Annotated in this window: 16 protein-coding genes; 6 read left to right on the forward strand and 10 right to left on the reverse strand. The window is 72.6% G+C overall.

Annotated elements, in window-relative coordinates; translation table 11 throughout:
* Nucleotides 1-43: 43 nt before the first annotated feature.
* The 4 genes from ACGF8A_RS07945 to ACGF8A_RS07960 form a co-directional block, all read right to left on the reverse strand.
* Entirely contained in the window at nucleotides 44-3,301 is a 3,258-nt protein-coding gene (locus tag ACGF8A_RS07945; protein ID WP_393105409.1) for an SAV_2336 N-terminal domain-related protein, read from the reverse strand.
* A gap of 3 nt (nucleotides 3,302-3,304) precedes the next feature.
* On the reverse strand, nucleotides 3,305-4,345 hold the full coding sequence (locus ACGF8A_RS07950; protein ID WP_393105411.1) for an AAA family ATPase: 1,041 nt from the start codon (nucleotides 4,343-4,345) through the stop codon (nucleotides 3,305-3,307).
* A 169-nt stretch (nucleotides 4,346-4,514) separates the two neighbouring features.
* Nucleotides 4,515-6,479 carry a trypsin-like peptidase domain-containing protein gene (locus tag ACGF8A_RS07955; protein WP_393105413.1) on the reverse strand — a complete coding sequence of 655 codons (1,965 nt, stop codon included), beginning with the start codon at nucleotides 6,477-6,479 and terminating at the stop codon, nucleotides 4,515-4,517.
* Nucleotides 6,476-6,826, reverse strand: a complete 351-nt coding sequence (locus ACGF8A_RS07960; protein ID WP_393105415.1) for a CU044_2847 family protein — start codon at nucleotides 6,824-6,826, stop codon at nucleotides 6,476-6,478. Before ACGF8A_RS07960 ends, ACGF8A_RS07955 begins: the two co-directional genes overlap by 4 nt.
* A 134-nt stretch (nucleotides 6,827-6,960) precedes the next feature.
* Between ACGF8A_RS07960 and ACGF8A_RS07965 the strand changes: the two genes are divergently transcribed.
* A complete protein-coding gene (locus tag ACGF8A_RS07965; RefSeq protein ID WP_023586593.1) occupies nucleotides 6,961-7,140 on the forward strand; it encodes a DUF6104 family protein in 180 nt (59 codons plus the stop codon).
* 379 nt (nucleotides 7,141-7,519) lie between these two features.
* Here ACGF8A_RS07965 and ACGF8A_RS07970 read toward each other — a convergent pair whose 3' ends face one another.
* Nucleotides 7,520-8,365: a hypothetical protein gene (locus tag ACGF8A_RS07970; protein ID WP_393105417.1), complete on the reverse strand. Its 846-nt coding sequence runs from the start codon at nucleotides 8,363-8,365 to the stop codon at nucleotides 7,520-7,522.
* Nucleotides 8,366-8,558: 193 nt separating this feature from the next.
* Here ACGF8A_RS07970 and ACGF8A_RS07975 point away from each other — a divergent pair, with 193 nt between their 5' ends.
* On the forward strand, nucleotides 8,559-9,503 hold the full coding sequence (locus ACGF8A_RS07975; RefSeq protein WP_393105419.1) for a DUF4097 domain-containing protein: 945 nt from the start codon (nucleotides 8,559-8,561) through the stop codon (nucleotides 9,501-9,503).
* A gap of 1 nt (nucleotide 9,504) precedes the next feature.
* Nucleotides 9,505-10,542: a helix-turn-helix transcriptional regulator gene (locus ACGF8A_RS07980; RefSeq protein ID WP_393105421.1), complete on the forward strand. Its 1,038-nt coding sequence runs from the start codon at nucleotides 9,505-9,507 to the stop codon at nucleotides 10,540-10,542.
* A gap of 78 nt (nucleotides 10,543-10,620) precedes the next feature.
* On the opposite strand, the gene ACGF8A_RS07985 is transcribed toward ACGF8A_RS07980, so the two are convergent.
* From ACGF8A_RS07985 to ACGF8A_RS08005, 5 genes are all read right to left on the reverse strand, one after another.
* On the reverse strand, nucleotides 10,621-11,211 hold the full coding sequence (locus ACGF8A_RS07985) for a hypothetical protein (protein ID WP_393105423.1): 591 nt from the start codon (nucleotides 11,209-11,211) through the stop codon (nucleotides 10,621-10,623).
* Between the two features lie 137 nt (nucleotides 11,212-11,348).
* Complete coding sequence (locus tag ACGF8A_RS07990; RefSeq protein ID WP_393105707.1) at nucleotides 11,349-11,909, reverse strand: Clp protease N-terminal domain-containing protein; 561 nt, start codon at nucleotides 11,907-11,909, stop codon at nucleotides 11,349-11,351.
* Nucleotides 11,909-12,118, reverse strand: coding sequence for a helix-turn-helix domain-containing protein (locus ACGF8A_RS07995; RefSeq protein WP_393105425.1), 210 nt, complete (start codon nucleotides 12,116-12,118; stop codon nucleotides 11,909-11,911). Before ACGF8A_RS07995 ends, ACGF8A_RS07990 begins: the two co-directional genes overlap by 1 nt.
* Nucleotides 12,119-12,219: 101 nt before the next feature.
* Nucleotides 12,220-13,185, reverse strand: coding sequence for a zinc-binding dehydrogenase (locus tag ACGF8A_RS08000; protein WP_393105427.1), 966 nt, complete (start codon nucleotides 13,183-13,185; stop codon nucleotides 12,220-12,222).
* Between the two features lie 437 nt (nucleotides 13,186-13,622).
* Nucleotides 13,623-14,849: an NADP-dependent malic enzyme gene (locus ACGF8A_RS08005; RefSeq protein WP_393105429.1), complete on the reverse strand. Its 1,227-nt coding sequence runs from the start codon at nucleotides 14,847-14,849 to the stop codon at nucleotides 13,623-13,625.
* A 569-nt stretch (nucleotides 14,850-15,418) separates the two neighbouring features.
* On the opposite strand from ACGF8A_RS08005, the gene ACGF8A_RS08010 reads away from it, so the two are divergent.
* The 3 genes from ACGF8A_RS08010 to ACGF8A_RS08020 all read left to right on the forward strand — a co-directional run bounded on the left by ACGF8A_RS08010 (nucleotide 15,419) and on the right by ACGF8A_RS08020 (nucleotide 18,226).
* On the forward strand, nucleotides 15,419-16,381 hold the full coding sequence (locus ACGF8A_RS08010; protein ID WP_393105431.1) for an ABC transporter substrate-binding protein: 963 nt from the start codon (nucleotides 15,419-15,421) through the stop codon (nucleotides 16,379-16,381).
* Between the two features lie 40 nt (nucleotides 16,382-16,421).
* On the forward strand, nucleotides 16,422-17,360 hold the full coding sequence (locus tag ACGF8A_RS08015; protein ID WP_393105433.1) for an amino acid ABC transporter permease: 939 nt from the start codon (nucleotides 16,422-16,424) through the stop codon (nucleotides 17,358-17,360).
* A gap of 113 nt (nucleotides 17,361-17,473) precedes the next feature.
* A complete protein-coding gene (locus ACGF8A_RS08020) occupies nucleotides 17,474-18,226 on the forward strand; it encodes an amino acid ABC transporter ATP-binding protein (RefSeq protein ID WP_393105709.1) in 753 nt (250 codons plus the stop codon).
* Nucleotides 18,227-18,275: the final 49 nt, after the last annotated feature.

Consider the following 18,275-nt stretch of genomic DNA (forward strand, 5'->3'; position numbering starts at 1 on the left):
CACGGCACTCCACGAGCGCCTAGCAGGGCCTTGCCCCCGGGGTTCACGACCCCGGGGGCAGGGCCCTTCGCCGTACCCGGCGGGTGGTGTCCTCGGCGCGCCCGGCGAGGCGGGCACGTTCCTCCAGTGCCTCGGCCAGCTCCTCGTGCAGGCCCGCCTTCCTCGCGTGCTCGGCGGTGTGCCCGTAGGCCTCGATCGCCCGGTCCAGATAGCTGGGGCCCTCCGCCTCGACGTGCAGGAGGGCGAGCATCGAGGCCCTGATCATCCAGCAGCGCGCGAGGAATGCGGGGTCCTCCGAGCCGCGGACGGCCTCGCCCATCGTCCACTCCGCCTCGTGGAGGTCGGACGGCACGTGCTGGATCGTGTAGCGCCTGAGGTGGGCCTGCGCGAGACCGGCCCACCGGAACGGGACGGCGGCATCGCCCGGCGGGGTCTCCTGCAGGGCGGTGCGCAGCAGGGTGACGGCCCGCACGGCGTCGTCGGCCGACCCGCGCGCCGTGCTCCTGTCCGTCAGGGCCGTGCCGTAGTCGTACAACAGCCCGGCCCGGCCCGGATCGTCGTCGTCCAGCAGCCGTTCGGCCTGCGCCCAGGCCTCCACCGCGCGGTCCAGCTGCTCGTCGTCACGGGTCCTGTCGTAGACCCCACGGTAGATGCGCGCCGCCCGCGCGTAGCACTCGCGCCGCAGTGCCAGGTCCTCTCCGGCGGCCCGGAGCGCCTGGTCCACGGCGTACAGCGTGTGCCGCTCCCGGTCCTCGTCGTCCTCCGGCCGGGCGAGCTCGCAGGCGGACGCCACCGCCAGCCAGGCCCTGCAGCGCTCCTCGTCCGACAGGTCACGTCTGCCGCGGGCCGCGACCCGGAAGTCGTCCATGGCGCGCACCGCCAGCTCGGCGGCCCGCTCGGGCAGCGGCCGGACCGTGCGCACCCGCCCGTCGCCGGCGTACTGCCGCGCCAGGTCCAGCAGCAGCTGCCCCCGTACGACCTGCGCGCGCTCCCGGCTGGGGAACGCCAGCCGTACGTCGGCCGCGTCGACGGCCCGGTGCAGGTGTGCGAGGTACCACTGCTCGGCGTCGGGCGCCCGGTACGGCCCGTCCGCCCCGGGGTGCTCCGCGCCCGCCTCCGCGACGGCCCGGCGCACGTACGGCAGGGCCGCCGCGGCGGTCCGAGGGCCGTTCAGGCCCTCGGGGCAGGAGCCCGCCCCGCCCATCGCCAGGGACAGGTCCCGGTCGGCCACGTACAGCAGCACGGCACGTGCGAACTCCTCGGCCCGGTACCGGCCGTCCGCCGCGCCGCGCGCCCACTCCCGCAGTCCGGGCGGGACGCCCTCGAAGTCGAGGCCGCGGCCGCTCAGCTCACCGGCGAGCGCCCAGCACACCAGGCCCCGGGTGAGGCTTCCGGAGGCACCGAGGCGGTCCGGGGCCCTGATCGCCTCCCAGGCGTCGCGCAGGTCGTCGCCCACTCGCCGCACCCGCCAGCGCACCAGCAGGGCGTTGGCCAGTTCCTCGGCGGCGGACAGCCGCTGCGGGGCCTGTGCCGAGGCCTCCACCGCCTGGTGCAGATACCGGATGGCGGCGTCCAGTTCGCGGGTGAGGCCCTCGCCCTCGAACCGGCGTATGGCCTTCCTGCCCTTGCCGAGGAGCTCTCCGGCGGTGAGTTCCGGGCGCTTGGGGGCCGCCGGGATCCGCGCCCCGAGGTCCCGCAGGACCGCGGCCGACACCTCGGCGAACGCCCGTAGCGCGGACGGTTCGTCCTCGACCGGCCCGACGGGCGGCCCCTGCACGTCCGGGTCCACCGCACCGCGCAGGAACGCCCCGGCCAGGGCCGGGAAGTTGCGGGCGCTGCGCCCGAACTTCCGGTCGACGTACTCGGAGCAGTGCTTGAACAGGAGCTGGGCCTCGTCCAGGGTGAGCCGCGACCGCAGCTCGACCGCGACACCCGGCAGGAAGTCGTAGCGCACGGCCCGCGGGTCGTCCGCGTCCTCGCGGCGCCTGAGCAGCCCGCCGAGCAGCACCTCGGACAGCGCCTCGGGGCCGCTGCCGGCGAGCATGGCGTGCTGGACGAGCTGCATGACCGGCAGGTACAGCGGCACCGCCGACAGATACACGGCGAGCCGGCGGGCCTCCGGGGAGGCGGCCCGCCAGAAGGCCCGGACGCGGTCGGTGCCGCCGACGTCCTCCGTGGCCCGCACCGGCGCACGGGACTCGGGGTGGTCGGCGTGCACCCAGCCGGCCGCCGCGGCCAGCGACTGCCCCGTGGTTCCCGACACCAGCCGGGCCCAGCCCTCCACCGAGCCCCGGCGCAGCGCCAGCACGGGGACGGGCAGGGCGCCCCGCTCGACGCGCCCCTTGTCCGGCCGGAACTCCAGCGTTCCCGCGGGCCCTTCGCGCCGGCGCAGCATGCCGCGCCTGGCCGGCAGATGGGTGCGCATCCACATCCGTTGCGGCAGTGGCTGGATCACGGCGACGGGCGCGGTCGACGCCCAGCGGTGCAGCAGCCGCTGCATCCGGCCGCTGCGCCACATGGGGCCCGCGCAGTCGCTGAGGACGAGGGTCAGACGCCGTCCGGTCGGGTCGCTGAGCTGCTCGGGGGCGTGCAGCGGGCCGGCGCGCTCGGGGACGGCGGCATAGCCGGGCAGCCCGCCGGGCGCCTCGTGGAGGTACTGCACCCGTACCTCGCGGAAGGCTCCGGCCCGTTCACAGACCTGCCGCAGTTCGTCGAGCACCTGCTGCCACACGACGGTGGAGGTGGAGACGTCCATCACGAGCAGCAGCCGTGCCTCGCGGCGCCGCTCGGTGCGCAGCACGGGCAGCACGATCCCGGACTCGGCGGCCTGTTCGGCGGTGGCGCCTTCGTCGAGGGTGCGCGGCACGGGGCGTACGGGTGCGCGATAGCGCTGGAGGGGACGTAGTCCGCGTTGCAGGGCGAGGGGTTCGGGCAGCACCGGTGCCGCGGGCACGCTCACGGGTGCCGTCCGGATGCCGGCGGAGTCGCCGGCGGGGACGGGGGCGAACAGCCGGGCGCCGTCGGGCTGCCGTTCGGGGCCGCCGGCGGTGGCGGTGCCGTACGCCCCCGCCCACGCGGACATCCGGTCCGCGCCGGCCGCGGGTGCGGGTGCGGCGTACGGCGGGACGGCGGAGGCGGGATCCCGCTTCCGGTCGGCGCCGGGCAGGTGACGGGCCAGCCACAGGGCGTCCGCGAGCTCCTCGACGTCGGGGGCGACGCCCGCGTCGCGCAGGCGCGCGACCAGCGCCGCGAGCGCGTCGCTCCCGGCGCCGGCCGGGACGCCGGGGACCCGCGCGGACATCGGCTACCTGGGCCCGCGGTCCAGGGGCTGCATCAGCAGCTCCGCGATCTCCTCGCGCCGCACCGCGTCCCGGGCGGCGTGCTGGGCCAGGAAGATGGCGTTGAGCAGCTGGTCGGTGGGGCGCAGCGCACCGTCCGCCTCGGCCTCCGTGAACTGGTCGACGATGTCGTGGTGGGCCTCGTGGGCGTCCTGGCCGAAGTGCGCCTGGACCAGCGCGGCCAGGCGTTCGTCGCGGGGCGCCTTGAGGTCCAGCGGGATGCAGCGGCGCAGCAGCGGGGCGGGGAACTCGCGTTCGCGGTTGCTGGTCATGACGACGAACGGGAACGCGCGGCAGCGCACCTGCCCCTCCGTCACCTCGACCTTGCGTCCGTCGTCGGTGAGCACCCGCACCACCGGCGTCCGGTCGGCGATCCGCTCCAGCTCGGGGATCGGGAACCTGCCCTCCTCCAGCACGTGGAGCAGGTCGTTCGGCAGGTCGATGTCGCTCTTGTCCAGCTCGTCGATGAGGAGCACCCGGGGGCGGTCGGCGGCGAGCAGCGCGGTGCCGAGCGGGCCGAGCTTGATGTACCGGCCGATGTCCTCGGACTCCGGTGCGAGGGCACTCCGGCGGCGCAGGCGCGGCGCGGGGTTCTCGGCGGCCCGCCTGAGCTGGGCGTCCTGGAGCCGGCCGATGGCGTCGTACGTGTAGAGGCCGTCCCGCAGCTCGCTGCGGCTCACGATGGGCCACTCCAGGACCCGGCCGAGGCCGAGTTCGTGGGCGACGGAGTGCGCGAGCGTCGACTTGCCGACTCCCGGCTCGCCGGTGACCAGCAGGGGGCGCCTCAGGTACAGGGCGGCGTTGACGAGTTCGAGGGTGCCGGAGTCCTGGATCGGCAGCGGAGCGGTGTCGCCGCCCAGCCTGCGGTGGGTGGCGGAGTCGAGGGCCGGGACGTCGTACGGCACGACCGGGGCGTCGAACGCACGCCACGGCGGCGGGCCGGGCAGCCGGTCGATCCTGTCCGGATCCGGACGCCCGTCGCCGTGGTAGACGAACCACTCGCTCATGCTGCGCTCCTCGTCGACGGTCGGTGGTGGTCCACGTCCTGGCTGACGGGGGCGTCGCGCACCCACAACGGGCCCCTGGAAATGTACCCACGCCCGGCCCCCGGCACCGATCTTTTCGGCCGCCCGCCACGATGGGCCCTTCGGCCGGCGGCGCGGGCGGGCGGGGTGCTCACAGCGGCGCGTCCAGGGTTTCGGTCTCCTCGGCCGGGAGCGGCCTGCGCGGGTCGTCATAGAGCAGCGCGAGCGGTTCGGCCCAGGTGTGGCCGGCGCGCCGCTCGCTGATGTCCTGCCTCAGATGCCTCAGCCGGTCGGGGAGTTCGGCCAGCGAACCGAGGGTGCCGAGCAGTTCCTGCGCCTTGGCGTGGAGGGTGTCGCAGTCCTCTGCGCAGGTGCGGGTGGCATGGCCGTCGATGTGCCACAGGGCGACGCCGTGCCCGTTCTCCAGGGCGAGCTTCAGCGCGGCCCGCCCCGGACCGCGGCCCGCGGGGCGGCACATCACGGGGACGCGGTCGACGGCCGCCTCCCGGTAGCCGCGGCCGGTCGTCACGACGCCGCGCTGCGGAGTGCGCCAGGAGACGAAGCGCTGCCGGGCGGTCATGGCCTGCCAGCGGTCGGTCCACAGTTTGTCCGGATCTCCCCGGCGCGCGAGGGAGCGCAGTACCACCCGGCGGCGCGCCCCGAGGTGCCCGGCGTCGTCGAGCTGGGCGATGTCGTCGAACCGCCAGCGGTGCACCGCGATGTCGAAGTGCTCGGCGGGCAGGGCGACTTCGAGCGGCACCGGACGGTCCCTGCGGTCCTTGGCGCGCAACAGGTCGCCGAGCGGCCTGCGCAGCGCCTGGACGAGTTCGCCGGGCAGCCGGCCGTGCACGGAGTCGTCGGTCTCGTGCAGCTCGGGATCACCCGTGCCGTCGCCGTCGTCGAGCCAGATCTGCCAGAAGAAGCGGGTGGGCTCCGAGCCGATCACCGGGTCGAGCAGGACGGCGACCGTGGGGCCCTCGCCGGGGCCGGGATACGGGATCACGACGCGCCCTGCCCGCTCAGCCGGGGCGGCGCCCAGCTCGTCCGGGAGTTGCACGTCACGGACGAAGGCGTGCATCTCACGGCGCGGATCGCGGCGCAGCCGCCGCTCGATCCAGGCGCCGAGCGGGGCGCACGGTTCACCCCGGGCCCGCACGTAGGCGTCGACGAACCGCAGGTAACGCAGGAACGCGAGCGGGTCGAGCGGGTGCGCGCCCTCGTAGAGCAGCCCGTAGCCGTCGCGCCAGGTCCGCAGGTCGGGCGGCGGGCCCGGCAGCCTGGTGCCGCTGCGGGCCCGGGTCGCGAGCGCCTCCACGGTGGGCGCGTCCGGTGGCGCGGGCAGCGTGGCCAGCAGGCTCAGCGCCTCCCGGCGATCCGCCGGCGTCCACCCCGCGCCGGCGTCGGCCACCGGGCCGGACTGCTGGTCGATCCAGTTGTCCCCGCTCTCGGAGACCGGCTCCGTGCCGTGCCACCGGTCGTGGGCCGCGACGACGGCACGGTAGGTCTCGCCGAACCGGCGCAGCGCCGCGATCGCGACCGCCTTGCCGCCGTCCTGCTGCCTGCGCCGCGACTTGACCAGGCCCACCACGGCCCCGGTGGCCGGGTCGAGCAGCGGGCCGCCGGAGACCCCGGCCGGGAAGTCGACGTCGGGCCTGATGATCAGCCCGTATTCGTCCTCGTGGCCGTTGATCTCGGCGTCCACGGCGCGGGCGCGGGTGTGCGGAGGTTCGGGGTAGTAGCCGTACACCCTGACGGGACCGGAATGCCGTACGGCCCGGTCGGCGAGCCACACACACTCGTGGGGCTGCTCGTCCGCGTCGCCCAGCAGCCGCACCAGCGCGAGGTCCTCGTCGAGCGGTACGACGGGCCGGTCGGGGTCGGTGAGCAGCCACTCCGCCAGCCGCGCCGCGGCGTCGATCCCCTCGCCCCGCACCCGGAAGGCCAGCTCCCGGTCCGCCCTCAGGTGCTGGCGCAGCACATGGGCCGCCGTCAGCACCCAGCCCGGGGCCACGAAGAAGCCGCTGCCCCACAGGGGCTTGTCCTCTCCGCCGGCCGGGAGCAGGTGCACGGTGGCGGCCGTGGCCAGGGCGTGCAGGCGTTCGCTGGGCCCGGTCATGCGCCGGTGGGTCCCTGACGGGTGTCGGCCGGCCGGTCGAGCTGCCAGGTGAGGGTGACCTGGAGTGAGGCCTTGGCCTCTCCCCGGGCGAGGACGGCGACGGCCAGACCCTCCTTGGCGGTCAGCTCCACTCCGAAGGTGATGGCGGCCTCGGTGGGTCCGGCGGCGCGTGCGGCGTCGAGCACCGTGGCGCCTACACCGGTGATCAGTTCGTGCAGTTGTTCGACCTTGGCCCGCACGGTGTCCGTGAAGCCGACGTCCTCCTGGTCGCCGTAGGCGTCCGCGCTCCCGACCCGGGCGGTGACCACCATGCCGTTGGGCAGTTCGATGTCCTGGATGTGACTCACGGCGTTCCCCCGTCGAGCTTGCGTTGCGTCCAACCGGCCACAGCCGGCGCACCCTTGGAGTGCGACGAGGCTAGCCTTCCGCACCGCTCCCGGGGGAGGCCGTTAACTCGCCAGGTGGCGCATATTCTGAAGGCATGTACTTCACCGACCGAGGCATCGAAGAGCTGGAGAAGCGGCGCGGCGAGGAGGAGGTCACCTTCGAGTGGCTCGCCGAGCAACTGCGCACGTTCGTCGACCTGAACCCGGACTTCGAGGTGCCCGTGGAACGCCTGGCGACATGGCTGGCGCGACTGGACGACGAGGACGAGGAGTAGGGGCGGGGCGCAGGGGCGGGGCGGACCCGGCCGGTGGGGGCGGGAAGGGTGTGGGCACGGGCCCGGCGGAACGACTCCGCGCCGAGGGCTCGGCCGGGGGCCCGCCGACGGGGCGGCGACCTGAGGCCTGCGGCCGGGGCGGGGCGAACACCTCGGGGCCGCGGCGGACACGGGGCGGCGACCTGAAACCTGCGGCCGGGGCGGGGCGGACCCGGCCGGTGGGGGCGGGGAGGGTGTGCCGGCTTCAGGCCCGTGACCGGTACAGGGCGGACACCGGAGGCCCCGTGGGCGGCAGGGGTGCCGATCTGGGGCCCGTGGCCGGGGCGGGGACCTGCGTAGCCCGCGGGCGCCTGTCGGTTCCCCGGCCGGAGACGTGCCGTCAGTCGCGCGGGTGGGCCAGGTTGTACGTCAGGCTCAGCCCGCCGTGGGCGAGGAGCAGCAGGCCCGCGGTGGTCCAGCCGGGGCTGTGGCGGCGTACGCCCCAGGCGGTGAGCGGGACACCGGCGGCCACCTGGGCGAGAGCGAGGGCACTGGCCCTGGGGTCGCCCGACCACGGCAGGCAGGCGATCAGGCGGCCACCGTCGGCGACGGCCTCGGCAGCCGTCCCGCCTCGCCCCGGCCCCTCGATGGTGCGGGTGCCCGGCGAGGCCTGGACCGCGCCGAGGAGGTGGCTCGTCGCGGCACCCGGGGTGAGGCCGGGCGGCAGTGCGACGCCCGCGCGCGTGAGGAGTCCGAGCAGAGCGCGCAGGCGGCCGAGGGCGTCGGTGGCGGCGTCCGGCTGCGTGAGGCGGCCCAGGGCCTGCGCGCCGGGGAGTGTGTCGAGGTCCAGGCGGGCGGCGAAGGTGCGCATGGCCTCGTCCTCGCCCGCGGGGGTGCCGTCGGCCAGCCAGTCGTAGCCGACAGGGCGACGGAAGCCGCAGGCCAGGGCGAGGCCCGCGCGGTGCGGGTCCCACCACAGGGCGAGCGCGGGCCAGGGCGCGCCGACGGCGAGGGCGGTGGCCCAGCCGGTGAGAACGCGGTCGACGGGTTCGGCACCCCGCAGCCAGGGGCCGCCCTCGGGAACGAGGACGCTCCAGTCGTGTCCGGCGCCGGCGAGGGCCATGCGCTCGCGGAGCAGCTGGGCGACGGGGGCGACGGCGTCGGGGGCCGCCCGGCAGAGGAGCAGGGCGCCGGTGGAGGGCGCGTCTGACGCGCGCGGTCCGGCCTGGGGGTCTTCCGTCGGCATGCCCACACGGTAGGGCATGTGTCCGAATTTGCCCCGCTTCGCGGGACGCGTAGCGGCACCGGGTCACCGGAAAGAGTGCCTTGACTTCCCGGGTCCACGATATATCGTGAATCACGGAAGACGCGATATGGCGTGTCGAGGTCTGCCCGCCCCTTCCCGTGTGCGGTCAGGCAGGTTCGAGGAGGTCAGCACCATGCCCGAGTGGTCCGTCGCCGAGCCGAGGAAGCTCACCTTCGACGAGCCCGTGAGGGAGCTCCACGTCCGCATCGTCAACGGAACGGTGAACGTGGTGGGCACCGACGAGGGTTCCGCCCGTCTGGAGATCGGCAGGATCGAGGGGCCGCCCCTGATCGTCACCCAGCAGGGCGGCACGCTGACGGTGGCGTACGAGGACCTGCCCTGGAAGGGCTTCCTCAAGTGGCTCGACCGCAAGGGCTGGCGCCGCAGCGCGGAGGTCTCTCTGGCGGTCCCCGCGGGCACCCGCGTGGAGGTCGGCGCCGTCAGCGCCGCCGCCGTGATCTCCGGGATCGAGAGGCACACCGAGGTCAAGGGCGTCTCCGGGGACACCACTCTCGTCGGGCTCGCGGGACCGGTCCGCGCGGACACCGTCTCCGGGAGCGTGGAGGCCCAGGCGCTCAGCGGCGGCCTGCGGTTCAACTCCGTCTCCGGCGACCTGACCGTGGTCGAGGGCGCCGGCTCCTCCGTCAAGGCCGACTCGGTCAGCGGCTCGATGATCGTCGACATAGATCCGACCGGCGGCCCCAGCGACATCAGCCTGACCAGCGTCTCGGGCGAGATCGCGATCCGCCTCCCGCATCCCGCGGACGCGGAGGTGGAGGCCAACACCGCGAGTGGGGCCGTCTCCAACGCCTTCGAGGACCTCCGCGTCACCGGCCAGTGGGGCGCCAAGCGCATCACCGGCCGCCTCGGCGCGGGCAACGGCCGGCTGAAGGCCACGACCGTCTCGGGCTCCATCGCCCTGCTGCGCCGCCCGCCCGTGGAGGACGACGGACCGTGGCCCGCCCCGGCGGACGAGCGGCACGACGCAGCGGGGGAGAATCCGGATTCCGGTCCGGGCGAGGCTGTGCAGCCGACCAGCGCCCCGGCCGATGGCACGACCGACAAGAAGGTGCTCTGACATGCCCCCCGTCTTCGCTCACGGCCGTCTCCGCCTCTACCTGCTGAAGCTGCTCGACGAGGCCCCGCGACACGGCTACGAGGTGATCCGCCTCCTGGAGGAACGCTTCCAGGGGCTGTACGCCCCGTCGGCGGGCACCGTCTACCCCCGCCTGGCGAAGCTGGAGGCCGAGGGCCTGGTCACCCACACCACCGAGGGCGGCCGCAAGGTGTACGCCATCACGGACGCCGGACGCGCCGAGCTGGCCGATCGCAGTGGTGAACTGGCCGACCTGGAGCTGGAGATCCGCGAGTCGGTGGCGGAGCTGGCCGCCGAGATCCGTGCCGATGTGCGGGGCGCGGCAGGCGATCTGCGGCGCGAGATGCGGGCGGCGGCGACCGCGGCCCGCCGGAACGGCACGGCGGGTGGTGAGGCCGGGGAGTTCACCGATCACACCGACAAGGAGGCCTGGCGCGCCGCGAAGGAGGAGATGCGGCGGGTCAAGCAGGAATGGAAGGAGCAGGCCCGGCGCGCCAAGGACGAGAGCCGCCGGGCCCGCGAGGAGGCCCAGCGGGCGCGGCGCCAGGCCAACGAGGCGCAGGAGCGGGCCCGGGAGCAGGCCCAGGAGGAGATGCAGCGCATCGCCCGGAAGGTGCAGGAGCAGGTACAGGACCACTTCGCGCGGGGTGACTGGCCGACGGGGCTGCGCGAGGGGCTGACGGAACTCGCCAAGGAGTTCGGCGAGTTCGGCAAGGACTTCGGCAAGGAGTTCGGCAAGGACCTCGGCTTCGGGCGCGGTGGAGCGGCGAGGCCGGCCCCGGAGTACTCGACGACTCCGGAGGACTTCCCGGCCGAACACCAGCCGGCCTGGGCCCACGAGGACTCCGCCGGCGACGACCCGGCCCGCGACCTGGACCGGCTCCTCGACCGCTTCCGCGACGACATCCGCGACGCGGCCCGCGACCATGGGGTGACGCCGGACCAGCTCCGTGACGCGCGGCGTCATTTGTCGACGGCGGCGGCGCAGATCGGAGCGCTGCTGCGGGCACCGAAGGCGTAGAGGCCTACCGGCGCCGCGAGGTACGTACCGCGCGGCGCCGATGACGACCAGGAGAACCGTCAGCCTTGCTCCCGGAGGTCAGCAGCACTGCCAGAGGAAGCGGCCCTCCTTGCCGTCTGGCGAGACGAAGGCGTACCCGACACCCGCGTCGCCGAAGTTGACGTCGAAGGGGAGGTCGCAGGAATCCAGCTGGGCGACGAGACGCCAGCCGTCACCGGGCTGCTCCTCGCCCTGGAGCCAGTTCGGTTCGATGCCGGGTCCGCCGAGGAACTGAAAGGGCCGCCCGTCGTCCCCCTCTTCGCCATCAGCCTCTTCGGCCGCGCACGGCAGATGGTCGGCGCCCGCGCTCGGCCCCTCGGCCCGGCCGTCCACCGTCACGAAGTCGGGTATACGGCCGCCGGGCTGGATCACGAGCGCGTTCTCACCGGCCTCCGGCTCATAGGTGCCGTCGACGAAGTCGTCCTCGTCGCCCGACATGAAGAGATAGGCCAGACGTCCGCCCCCCAGGGCGAACTGCCCGAGGAACTCCATGGGTTCGCCGGTCGCGCGCGACAACGGCCACTGCGGCTCCGCCAGCCACACCGGCTGGCCCCCGGCCTTCGTCACCGCCTCTCGTACGGCACCCGCCGTCGGCACGAAGGCGAGCGGCACCGGCTCGGACACGGTCATGGCAGCTCCTCGGCAACAGGACGTCCGGAAACGACGTCGACCCCGCCCACCGTAGGACCCGCCACCGACACCATCCCCGCGGCCCCGCTGCGCTGCGGCCGGGCGGCACCGCGGTCGCGGGCGGCGGCGCCACCGGTTCAGCCCGCCCTGGCCTCTCCGCCGCCGATCACGCGCGTCACCGACTCGTACGTGACGCCGTGTTCGGCGAGCACCTCGGCGGGGACGCCCGGGTGGGCCGTCAGGGCGAGGAGGATGTGCTCGTCGCCGATGGTCCGTTCACGGCGGGCGACGGCGATGCGCAGGGACTTCTCCAGCACGTCCTTGGCGCCGCGGCTGAAGGTGCGCCGCCCGCTCCACCACCCCCGGTCCTCCCGGTCACCGGCCATCGCTCCCACACCGTGCGCCTCCTCCACCCGCGAGACGATCTCCGAGACGTCGATCCCGAGCCCGGCCAGCGCGTCGGTATCGGCCTGCGACAGACCGGCACGCCGGCGAGCCTCTTCCAGTGCCCGCACGACCGCATCCCGGCTCCGGTCCAGCCCGAGCGCCGCCAGCGCGAACGAGCCCCGGCCGGTCCCGCGGTCGAACAGGGCGAGGAGCAGGTGCTCCGCGTCGACGGTCTGCGCCCCCGCCACCTCGCAGTGCTCGACGGCGCCCTTCACCACGGCCCGCGCATCCCTCGTGAACCGCTCGAACATCATCGCCTCCCGTACTTCTTGTGCACGGCCTGCCTGCTCACACCGAGTTCCGCGGCGATCTCCTGCCACGACCAGCCCTGATGGCGCGCACTGCGCACCTGCACGGCCTCCAACTGCTCCAGCAGTCTCCGCAGCGCGGCGACGGCGCGCAGCCCCACCCGCGGATCGCGGTCACCGGCTCGCTCGGCGAGTTCCGTGGCATCGGTCATGGTGTCAACTTAGGTTGACAGACGATGCTTGTCAACCCAAGTTGACAAGACGGCGGCCGGCCCGCATCCGGACCGGCCGCCGTTGTGACGGGCGGAGAGCCTCAGCCGTTGGTGAGCACGATCTTGCCGAACTGCTCGCCCGACTCCAGCCGCTCGAAGCCCTCGCGGGCCCGGTCCATCGGCAGCACCTCGTCGATGACCGGGCGGACACCGGTCGCGGCGCAGAAGGACAGCAGGTCCTCCAGTTCGTCCTTGGTGCCCATCGTGGAGCCGACGACCTTCAGCTCCAGGAAGAAGATGCGGGTCAGCTCGGCGTGGGCGGGGCGGTCACCGCTCGTGGCACCGGTGATGACGAGCGTGCCGCCGGGGCGCAGCGACTTCACCGAGTGGGACCAGGTGGCGGCGCCGACCGTCTCGATCACGGCGTCCACGCGCTGCGGCAGCCGCGCCCCCGACTCCAGCGCCTCCACGGCACCGAGCTCCAGGGCACGCTTGCGCTTCGCCTCGTCCCGGCTGGTGGCGAAGACGCGCAGCCCGGCGGCCTTGCCGAGCACGATCGCGGCCGTGGCCACGCCGCCACCGGCGCCCTGCACGAGCACCGAGTCACCAGGGCGCACGCCGGCGTTGGTGAACAGCATGCGGTACGCCGTCAGCCAGGCCGTCGGCAGACAGGCGGCCTCCTCGAAGGACAGCTCCTTGGGCTTGGGCAGGATGTTCCAGGTCGGTACGGCTACCTGTTCGGCGAACGTGCCCTGGTAGCGCTCGGTGAGGATGGAACGGGGCTCCTGCGGGCCGACCCCGTGCCCTGTCTGACCGATGACGGAGTGCAGGACGACCTCGTTGCCGTCCTCGTCGACGCCGGCGGCGTCACAGCCGAGGATCATCGGCAGCTTGTCCTCTGCGAGGCCCACGCCGCGCAGGGACCACAGGTCGTGGTGGTTGAGGGTGGCGGCCTTGACGTCGACGACACTCCAGCCGGGCCTGGCCTCGGGGGCGGGGCGCTCCCCCAACTCCAGGCCGCTGAGCGGCTGGTCGCGGTCGATTCGGGCGGCGTAGACAGCGAACATGCGCCCGACGATAGGCTCCGCCCCCGCCCGGACGGAACCGCACACCCCTGTGACACATGCCCCCTTGCCAGGACCACCCCTTACGGCCGACCCGGAGACCGCCCGGCCCACCCCGGACGCCCGCACCCTCAACCCCTGCCCACACCCACAGCCCCGCCCGCACCCTCAACCCCTGCCCACACCCACAGCCCCGCCCGCACCCTCAACCCCTGCCCACACCCTCACTGCCGTCCACACCCTCAGCCCCGCCCACAGCCCCGCCAGCACCCGCACCACACCGCCCTCGCACGGCCCCGCACCCGCCAACGGCGGCCCACCCCGACCCCCACCCTCGGCCCACCCCCACCCTGGGCGCCCGCTCCACGACCCGAACTGACGGTGGAGAACGAGACAAAAAATGGCCCCGCCCAAGTAGGACGGGGCCACACAAGCGAGCCTCAGCGGCGCGCCACGCCCTCCGCCCGCGCCGCGGCCGCTACAGCGGCCGTCACCGCAGGCGCCACCCGCTCGTCGAACGGCGACGGAATGACGTAGTCAGCGGCGAGGTCGTCACCGACGACGCCCGCGAGCGCCTCGGCCGCCGCGATCTTCATGCCCTCGGTGATCCGGGACGCCCGCACCTGGAGCGCGCCCGCGAAGATCCCCGGGAACGCCAGCACGTTGTTGATCTGGTTCGGGAAGTCCGACCGGCCCGTCGCGACGACCGCCGCGTACTTGTGCGCCACATCGGGGTGCACCTCGGGATTCGGGTTGGCCATGGCGAACACGAACGCGCCCTCGGCCATGGAGGCGACCGCCTCCTCCGGCACCGTACCGCCGGAGACGCCGATGAAGACGTCCGCGCCTTCCAGCGCCGCCTCCAGCGTCCCGGTGAGCCCGGCCTTGTTGGTGAACCCGGCGAGCTCGCGCTTGACCGGCGTCAGGTCCTCCCGGCCGGCGGAGACGACACCCTTGCGGTCGGCGACCGCGACGTCCCCGATGCCGGCCTCGACCAGCATCTTCGCGATCGCGACCCCGGCCGCGCCGGCACCCGAGATGACCGCCCGCAGATCGGCGAGCGTCTTCCCGGTCAGCCGAGCGGCGTTCCGCAGGGCGGCCAGCGTCACGACCGCGGTGCCGTGCTGGTCGTCATGGAAGACCGGGATGTCCAGCCGCTCCTGGAGCCTGCGCTCGATCTCGAAGCAGCGCGGCGCCGAGATGTCCTCCAGGTTCACGCCGCCGAAGGAGGGAGCGAGGCGGACCACGGTCTCGACGATCTCGTCGACGTCCGTGCAGGCGAGCGCGATCGGCACCGCGTCCACCCCACCGAACTGCTTGAACAGGATCGCCTTGCCTTCCATGACCGGAAGGGAGGCCTCGGGCCCGATGTCCCCGAGTCCGAGCACCGCCGTACCGTCGGTCACGACGGCGACGACGGACGACTTCCACGTGTAGTCGTTCACGAGTTCCGGCTGCTCGGCGATCGCGGTGCACACCTTCGCGACGCCGGGCGTATACGCCAGGGACAGGTCGTCCTTGTCGCGGACCGGCACGGTGGCCTGCACGGCCATCTTGCCGCCGCGGTGCAGCGCGAACGCCGGATCGAAGGAATCGAGGGGCTCCGCGGCCCCTCCCTCCTGCTCCGTGCCGCTGTCGCTGCGAGGATTGACGATCTCCGCTGCCACTTTGTCTGACCCCTTAAGTGTTCATGGTTTTGAGGGTGGGTTCCGCTCCTGGTGAGGAGCGGGCGGGCACCGCGCAGAGCCCAGGAGGTGAGGCGTTCGGGCAGCTACGCGACGGGCGCGCCGCACACGCGCCCTGAGCCCCGGATGAGGGGTTAAAGAACCTTCTTACCGGACGGAGGGCATCGCCGACGAGTCCATAACGGGAAGATCACATGCCAGTGACATGACTCATGGCCGAATATGGGGACAAGCACCTGTTAAGCCCTTGACAAAGCCGCAATGGCCGCCAAACACCGGCTTCTGTACATCCACATCCTGAGACACACCGAAGGACTTGCGGCCGGAAGCGCATATTCCCGTAGAAGCTCCGGTCGTGATGTACCGGAGTGGTCCGGTTCGGGGGGCACCCGTTATCCGATTTTGACATGACGGGTCACCTGAATGGGCCAGTCCGAATGGCAAGATGCCGTAATCACACGAGGTCGCGACACCCGAAGCTGTGTGTTCTCGTCGACCCATCGGCAACTGCCGCCCATCGGCACTTCACCCATCCGCCGGAGGAACCCACCATGACCGCAAGCTCCACCCGTCGTACGACCGCCGCACGCAGCAGGCTGGCAGCGGTCGGCTCGATCGCGGTCGCAGGCGCCCTGCTTCTCACCGGTTGCGGTGACCAGACGGAGAGCGGTGGCTCGAACAGCACGGACACCGCGTCCAAGAGCGCGGCCCCGCTGGCCGACAAGCTGCCCCAGCAGATCCGCGACAAGGGCGTCATCAAGGTCGGCTCGGACATCGCCTACGCGCCGGTCGAGTTCAAGGACAGCTCCGGCAAGACGGTCGGCATCGACCCGGACATCGCCGCCGCCATGGGCAAGCAGCTCGGTGTGACCTTCGAGTTCGAGAACGGCACTTTCGACACCCTCCTCACCGGTCTGCGCTCCAAGCGCTACGACATCGCCATGTCCGCGATGACCGACACCAAGGACCGCCAGGAGGGCATCGACTCCGACACCGGCAAGAAGGTCGGTGAGGGCGTCGACTTCGTGGACTACTTCACCGCCGGCGTCTCGATCTACACCAAGAAGGGCGACGACCAGGGCATCAAGACCTGGTCCGACCTGTGCGGCAAGAAGATCGTGCTGCAGCGCGGCACGGTCTCCGAGGACCTGGCCAAGGCCGAGGCCGCGAAGTGCCCGAAGAACAAGAAGCTCTCCATCGAGGCCTTCGACAACGACCAGCAGGCCCAGACCCGCCTGCGCGCGGGCGGCGCCGACGCCGGCTCCTCCGACTTCCCGGTCGCCGCGTACGCGGTGAAGACCTCCGGTGGCGGCAACGACTTCGAGCTGGTCGGCGAGCAGGTCGAGGCCGCCCCGTACGGCATCGCCGTGGCCAAGAACAACACCCAGCTCCGGGACGCCCTGCAGGCCGCCCTGGATGCGATCATCGCCAACGGCGAGTACGACAAGATCATAGAGAAGTGGGGCGTCGAGGACGGCGCCGTCGACAAGGCCACCATCAACGGCGGCAAGTGACCGCGCGGTCATCGACCAGCGGCACTGAAAGGCAACACCCGTGACTGTTGACATCGACAAGACGACGGGTCCGGCCGACACGCCCCCGGCCGGACCGGAGGCCATCAAGGCCATCCCGGTCCGGCACTACGGGCGGTACGTCACGGCCGTCGTCACGCTCGCCCTGCTGGGCGGCGTCATCTACGCGTTCTCCCAGGGCAGGATCAACTGGGGGGCCATTCCGGACTACTTCTTCAACGAACGCATCCTCGGCGGCGTGGGCAACACGCTCCTGCTGACCGTGCTGTGCATGCTGATCGGCATCGTCGGCGGCATCGTGCTGGCGGTGATGCGCCTGTCGCGGAACCCGGTGACCTCCTCGATCGCCTGGTTCTACATCTGGTTCTTCCGCGGCACCCCGGTCCTGGTCCAGCTCATCGTCTGGTTCAACCTGGGCCTGGTCTTCGAGTACATCAACCTCGGGCCGGTCTACCGGGACGAGTGGTCGGACTTCATGACCCCGTTCCTGACGGCACTGCTCGGCCTCGGCCTGAACGAGGCCGCCTACATGGCCGAGATCTGCCGCGCCGGTCTGCTCGCGGTCGACGAGGGCCAGACCGAGGCGTCGCACGCGCTGGGCATGAGCCACACCAAGACGCTGCGCCGGATCGTCATCCCGCAGGCGATGCGCGTGATCGTGCCGCCGACGGGCAACGAGGTCATCAACATGCTGAAGACGACCTCGCTGGTGTCGGTCGTCCAGTACTCCGATCTGCTCCGCGTCGCCCAGGACATCGGCCAGACCTCGGGTGCCCCGGCCGAGATGCTGTTCCTGGCGGCCGCCTGGTACCTGCTGCTGACCTCGATCTTCAGCGTCGGCCAGTACTACCTCGAGAGGTACTACGCCCGCGGCTCCAGCCGCTCGCTGCCGCCGACGCCGCTGCAGAAGATCAAGGCCAACATGTTGTCCCTCGGCCGCCCGAAGGGAGGCACGGCATGACCGAGAAGAACGAGAAGAACGAGACGACCGAGAAGACCGAGAAGAACGAGACGACCGGGACCACCGACGAGGTCCAGGAGACGGGCACCCCGGTGAAGGACAGCGCCGTCCCCATGGTCAAGGCGGAGGGCGTCCACAAGTCCTTCGGTCACGTCGAGGTCCTCAAGGGCATCGACCTGGAGGTGAAGACCGGCGAGGTCTTCTGCCTGATCGGCCCCTCCGGCTCCGGCAAGTCGACCTTCCTGCGGTGCATCAACCACCTGGAGAAGATCAACGCCGGACGCCTGTACGTCGACGGCGAGCTGGTCGGCTACCGCCAGAAGGGCGACAAGCTGTACGAGCTGAAGGACAGCGAGGTCGCGCTGAAGCGGCGCGACATCGGCATGGTCTTCCAGCGCTTCAACCTCTTCCCGCACATGACGGCGGTGGAGAACATCATCGAGGCGCCGATCCAGGTCAAGGGCACCAACCGGGCCCAGGCCAGGGTGCGGGCGATGGAGCTCCTGGACCGGGTCGGCCTGGCCGACAAGGCCGGGAACTACCCCTCGCAGCTCTCCGGCGGCCAGCAGCAGCGCGTCGCGATCGCCCGGGCCCTCGCCATGGACCCGAAGCTGATGCTGTTCGACGAGCCGACCTCGGCGCTCGACCCCGAGCTCGTCGGTGACGTCCTCGACGTCATGCGCGACCTCGCCGAGTCCGGCATGACGATGATCGTCGTCACCCACGAGATGGGCTTCGCCCGCGAGGTGGGCGACAGCCTGGTCTTCATGGACGGCGGCGTGGTCGTGGAGTCCGGCAACCCGAGGGACGTCCTGACCAACCCGCAGCACGAGCGGACGCAGGCCTTCCTGTCGAAGGTGCTGTAAGTCGAACGTGCTGTAGCGGACGGCCCGCGCAGAAGGGGCGGTACGGATT

The organism is Streptomyces sp. NPDC047706 (genome assembly GCF_043204795.1).
Taxonomy (GTDB): Bacteria; Actinomycetota; Actinomycetes; order Streptomycetales; family Streptomycetaceae; genus Streptomyces.

Bases quoted from the DNA above. Each gene is read 5' to 3' on its own strand.
- ACGF8A_RS07990 (WP_393105707.1), bottom strand. From the start codon at position 11,909: ATGTTCGAGCGGTTCACGAGGGATGCGCGGGCCGTGGTGAAGGGCGCC.
- ACGF8A_RS07970 (WP_393105417.1), bottom strand. From the start codon at position 8,365: ATGCCGACGGAAGACCCCCAGGCCGGACCGCGCGCGTCAGACGCGCCC.
- ACGF8A_RS08010 (WP_393105431.1), top strand. From the start codon at position 15,419: ATGACCGCAAGCTCCACCCGTCGTACGACCGCCGCACGCAGCAGGCTG.
- ACGF8A_RS07965 (WP_023586593.1), top strand. From the start codon at position 6,961: ATGTACTTCACCGACCGAGGCATCGAAGAGCTGGAGAAGCGGCGCGGC.
- ACGF8A_RS07955 (WP_393105413.1), bottom strand. From the start codon at position 6,479: ATGACCGGGCCCAGCGAACGCCTGCACGCCCTGGCCACGGCCGCCACC.
- ACGF8A_RS08020 (WP_393105709.1), top strand. From the start codon at position 17,474: ATGGTCAAGGCGGAGGGCGTCCACAAGTCCTTCGGTCACGTCGAGGTC.
- ACGF8A_RS07995 (WP_393105425.1), bottom strand. From the start codon at position 12,118: ATGACCGATGCCACGGAACTCGCCGAGCGAGCCGGTGACCGCGATCCG.
- ACGF8A_RS07945 (WP_393105409.1), bottom strand. From the start codon at position 3,301: ATGTCCGCGCGGGTCCCCGGCGTCCCGGCCGGCGCCGGGAGCGACGCG.
- ACGF8A_RS08000 (WP_393105427.1), bottom strand. From the start codon at position 13,185: ATGTTCGCTGTCTACGCCGCCCGAATCGACCGCGACCAGCCGCTCAGC.
- ACGF8A_RS07980 (WP_393105421.1), top strand. From the start codon at position 9,505: ATGCCCCCCGTCTTCGCTCACGGCCGTCTCCGCCTCTACCTGCTGAAG.
- ACGF8A_RS07975 (WP_393105419.1), top strand. From the start codon at position 8,559: ATGCCCGAGTGGTCCGTCGCCGAGCCGAGGAAGCTCACCTTCGACGAG.
- ACGF8A_RS07950 (WP_393105411.1), bottom strand. From the start codon at position 4,345: ATGAGCGAGTGGTTCGTCTACCACGGCGACGGGCGTCCGGATCCGGAC.
- ACGF8A_RS07985 (WP_393105423.1), bottom strand. From the start codon at position 11,211: ATGACCGTGTCCGAGCCGGTGCCGCTCGCCTTCGTGCCGACGGCGGGT.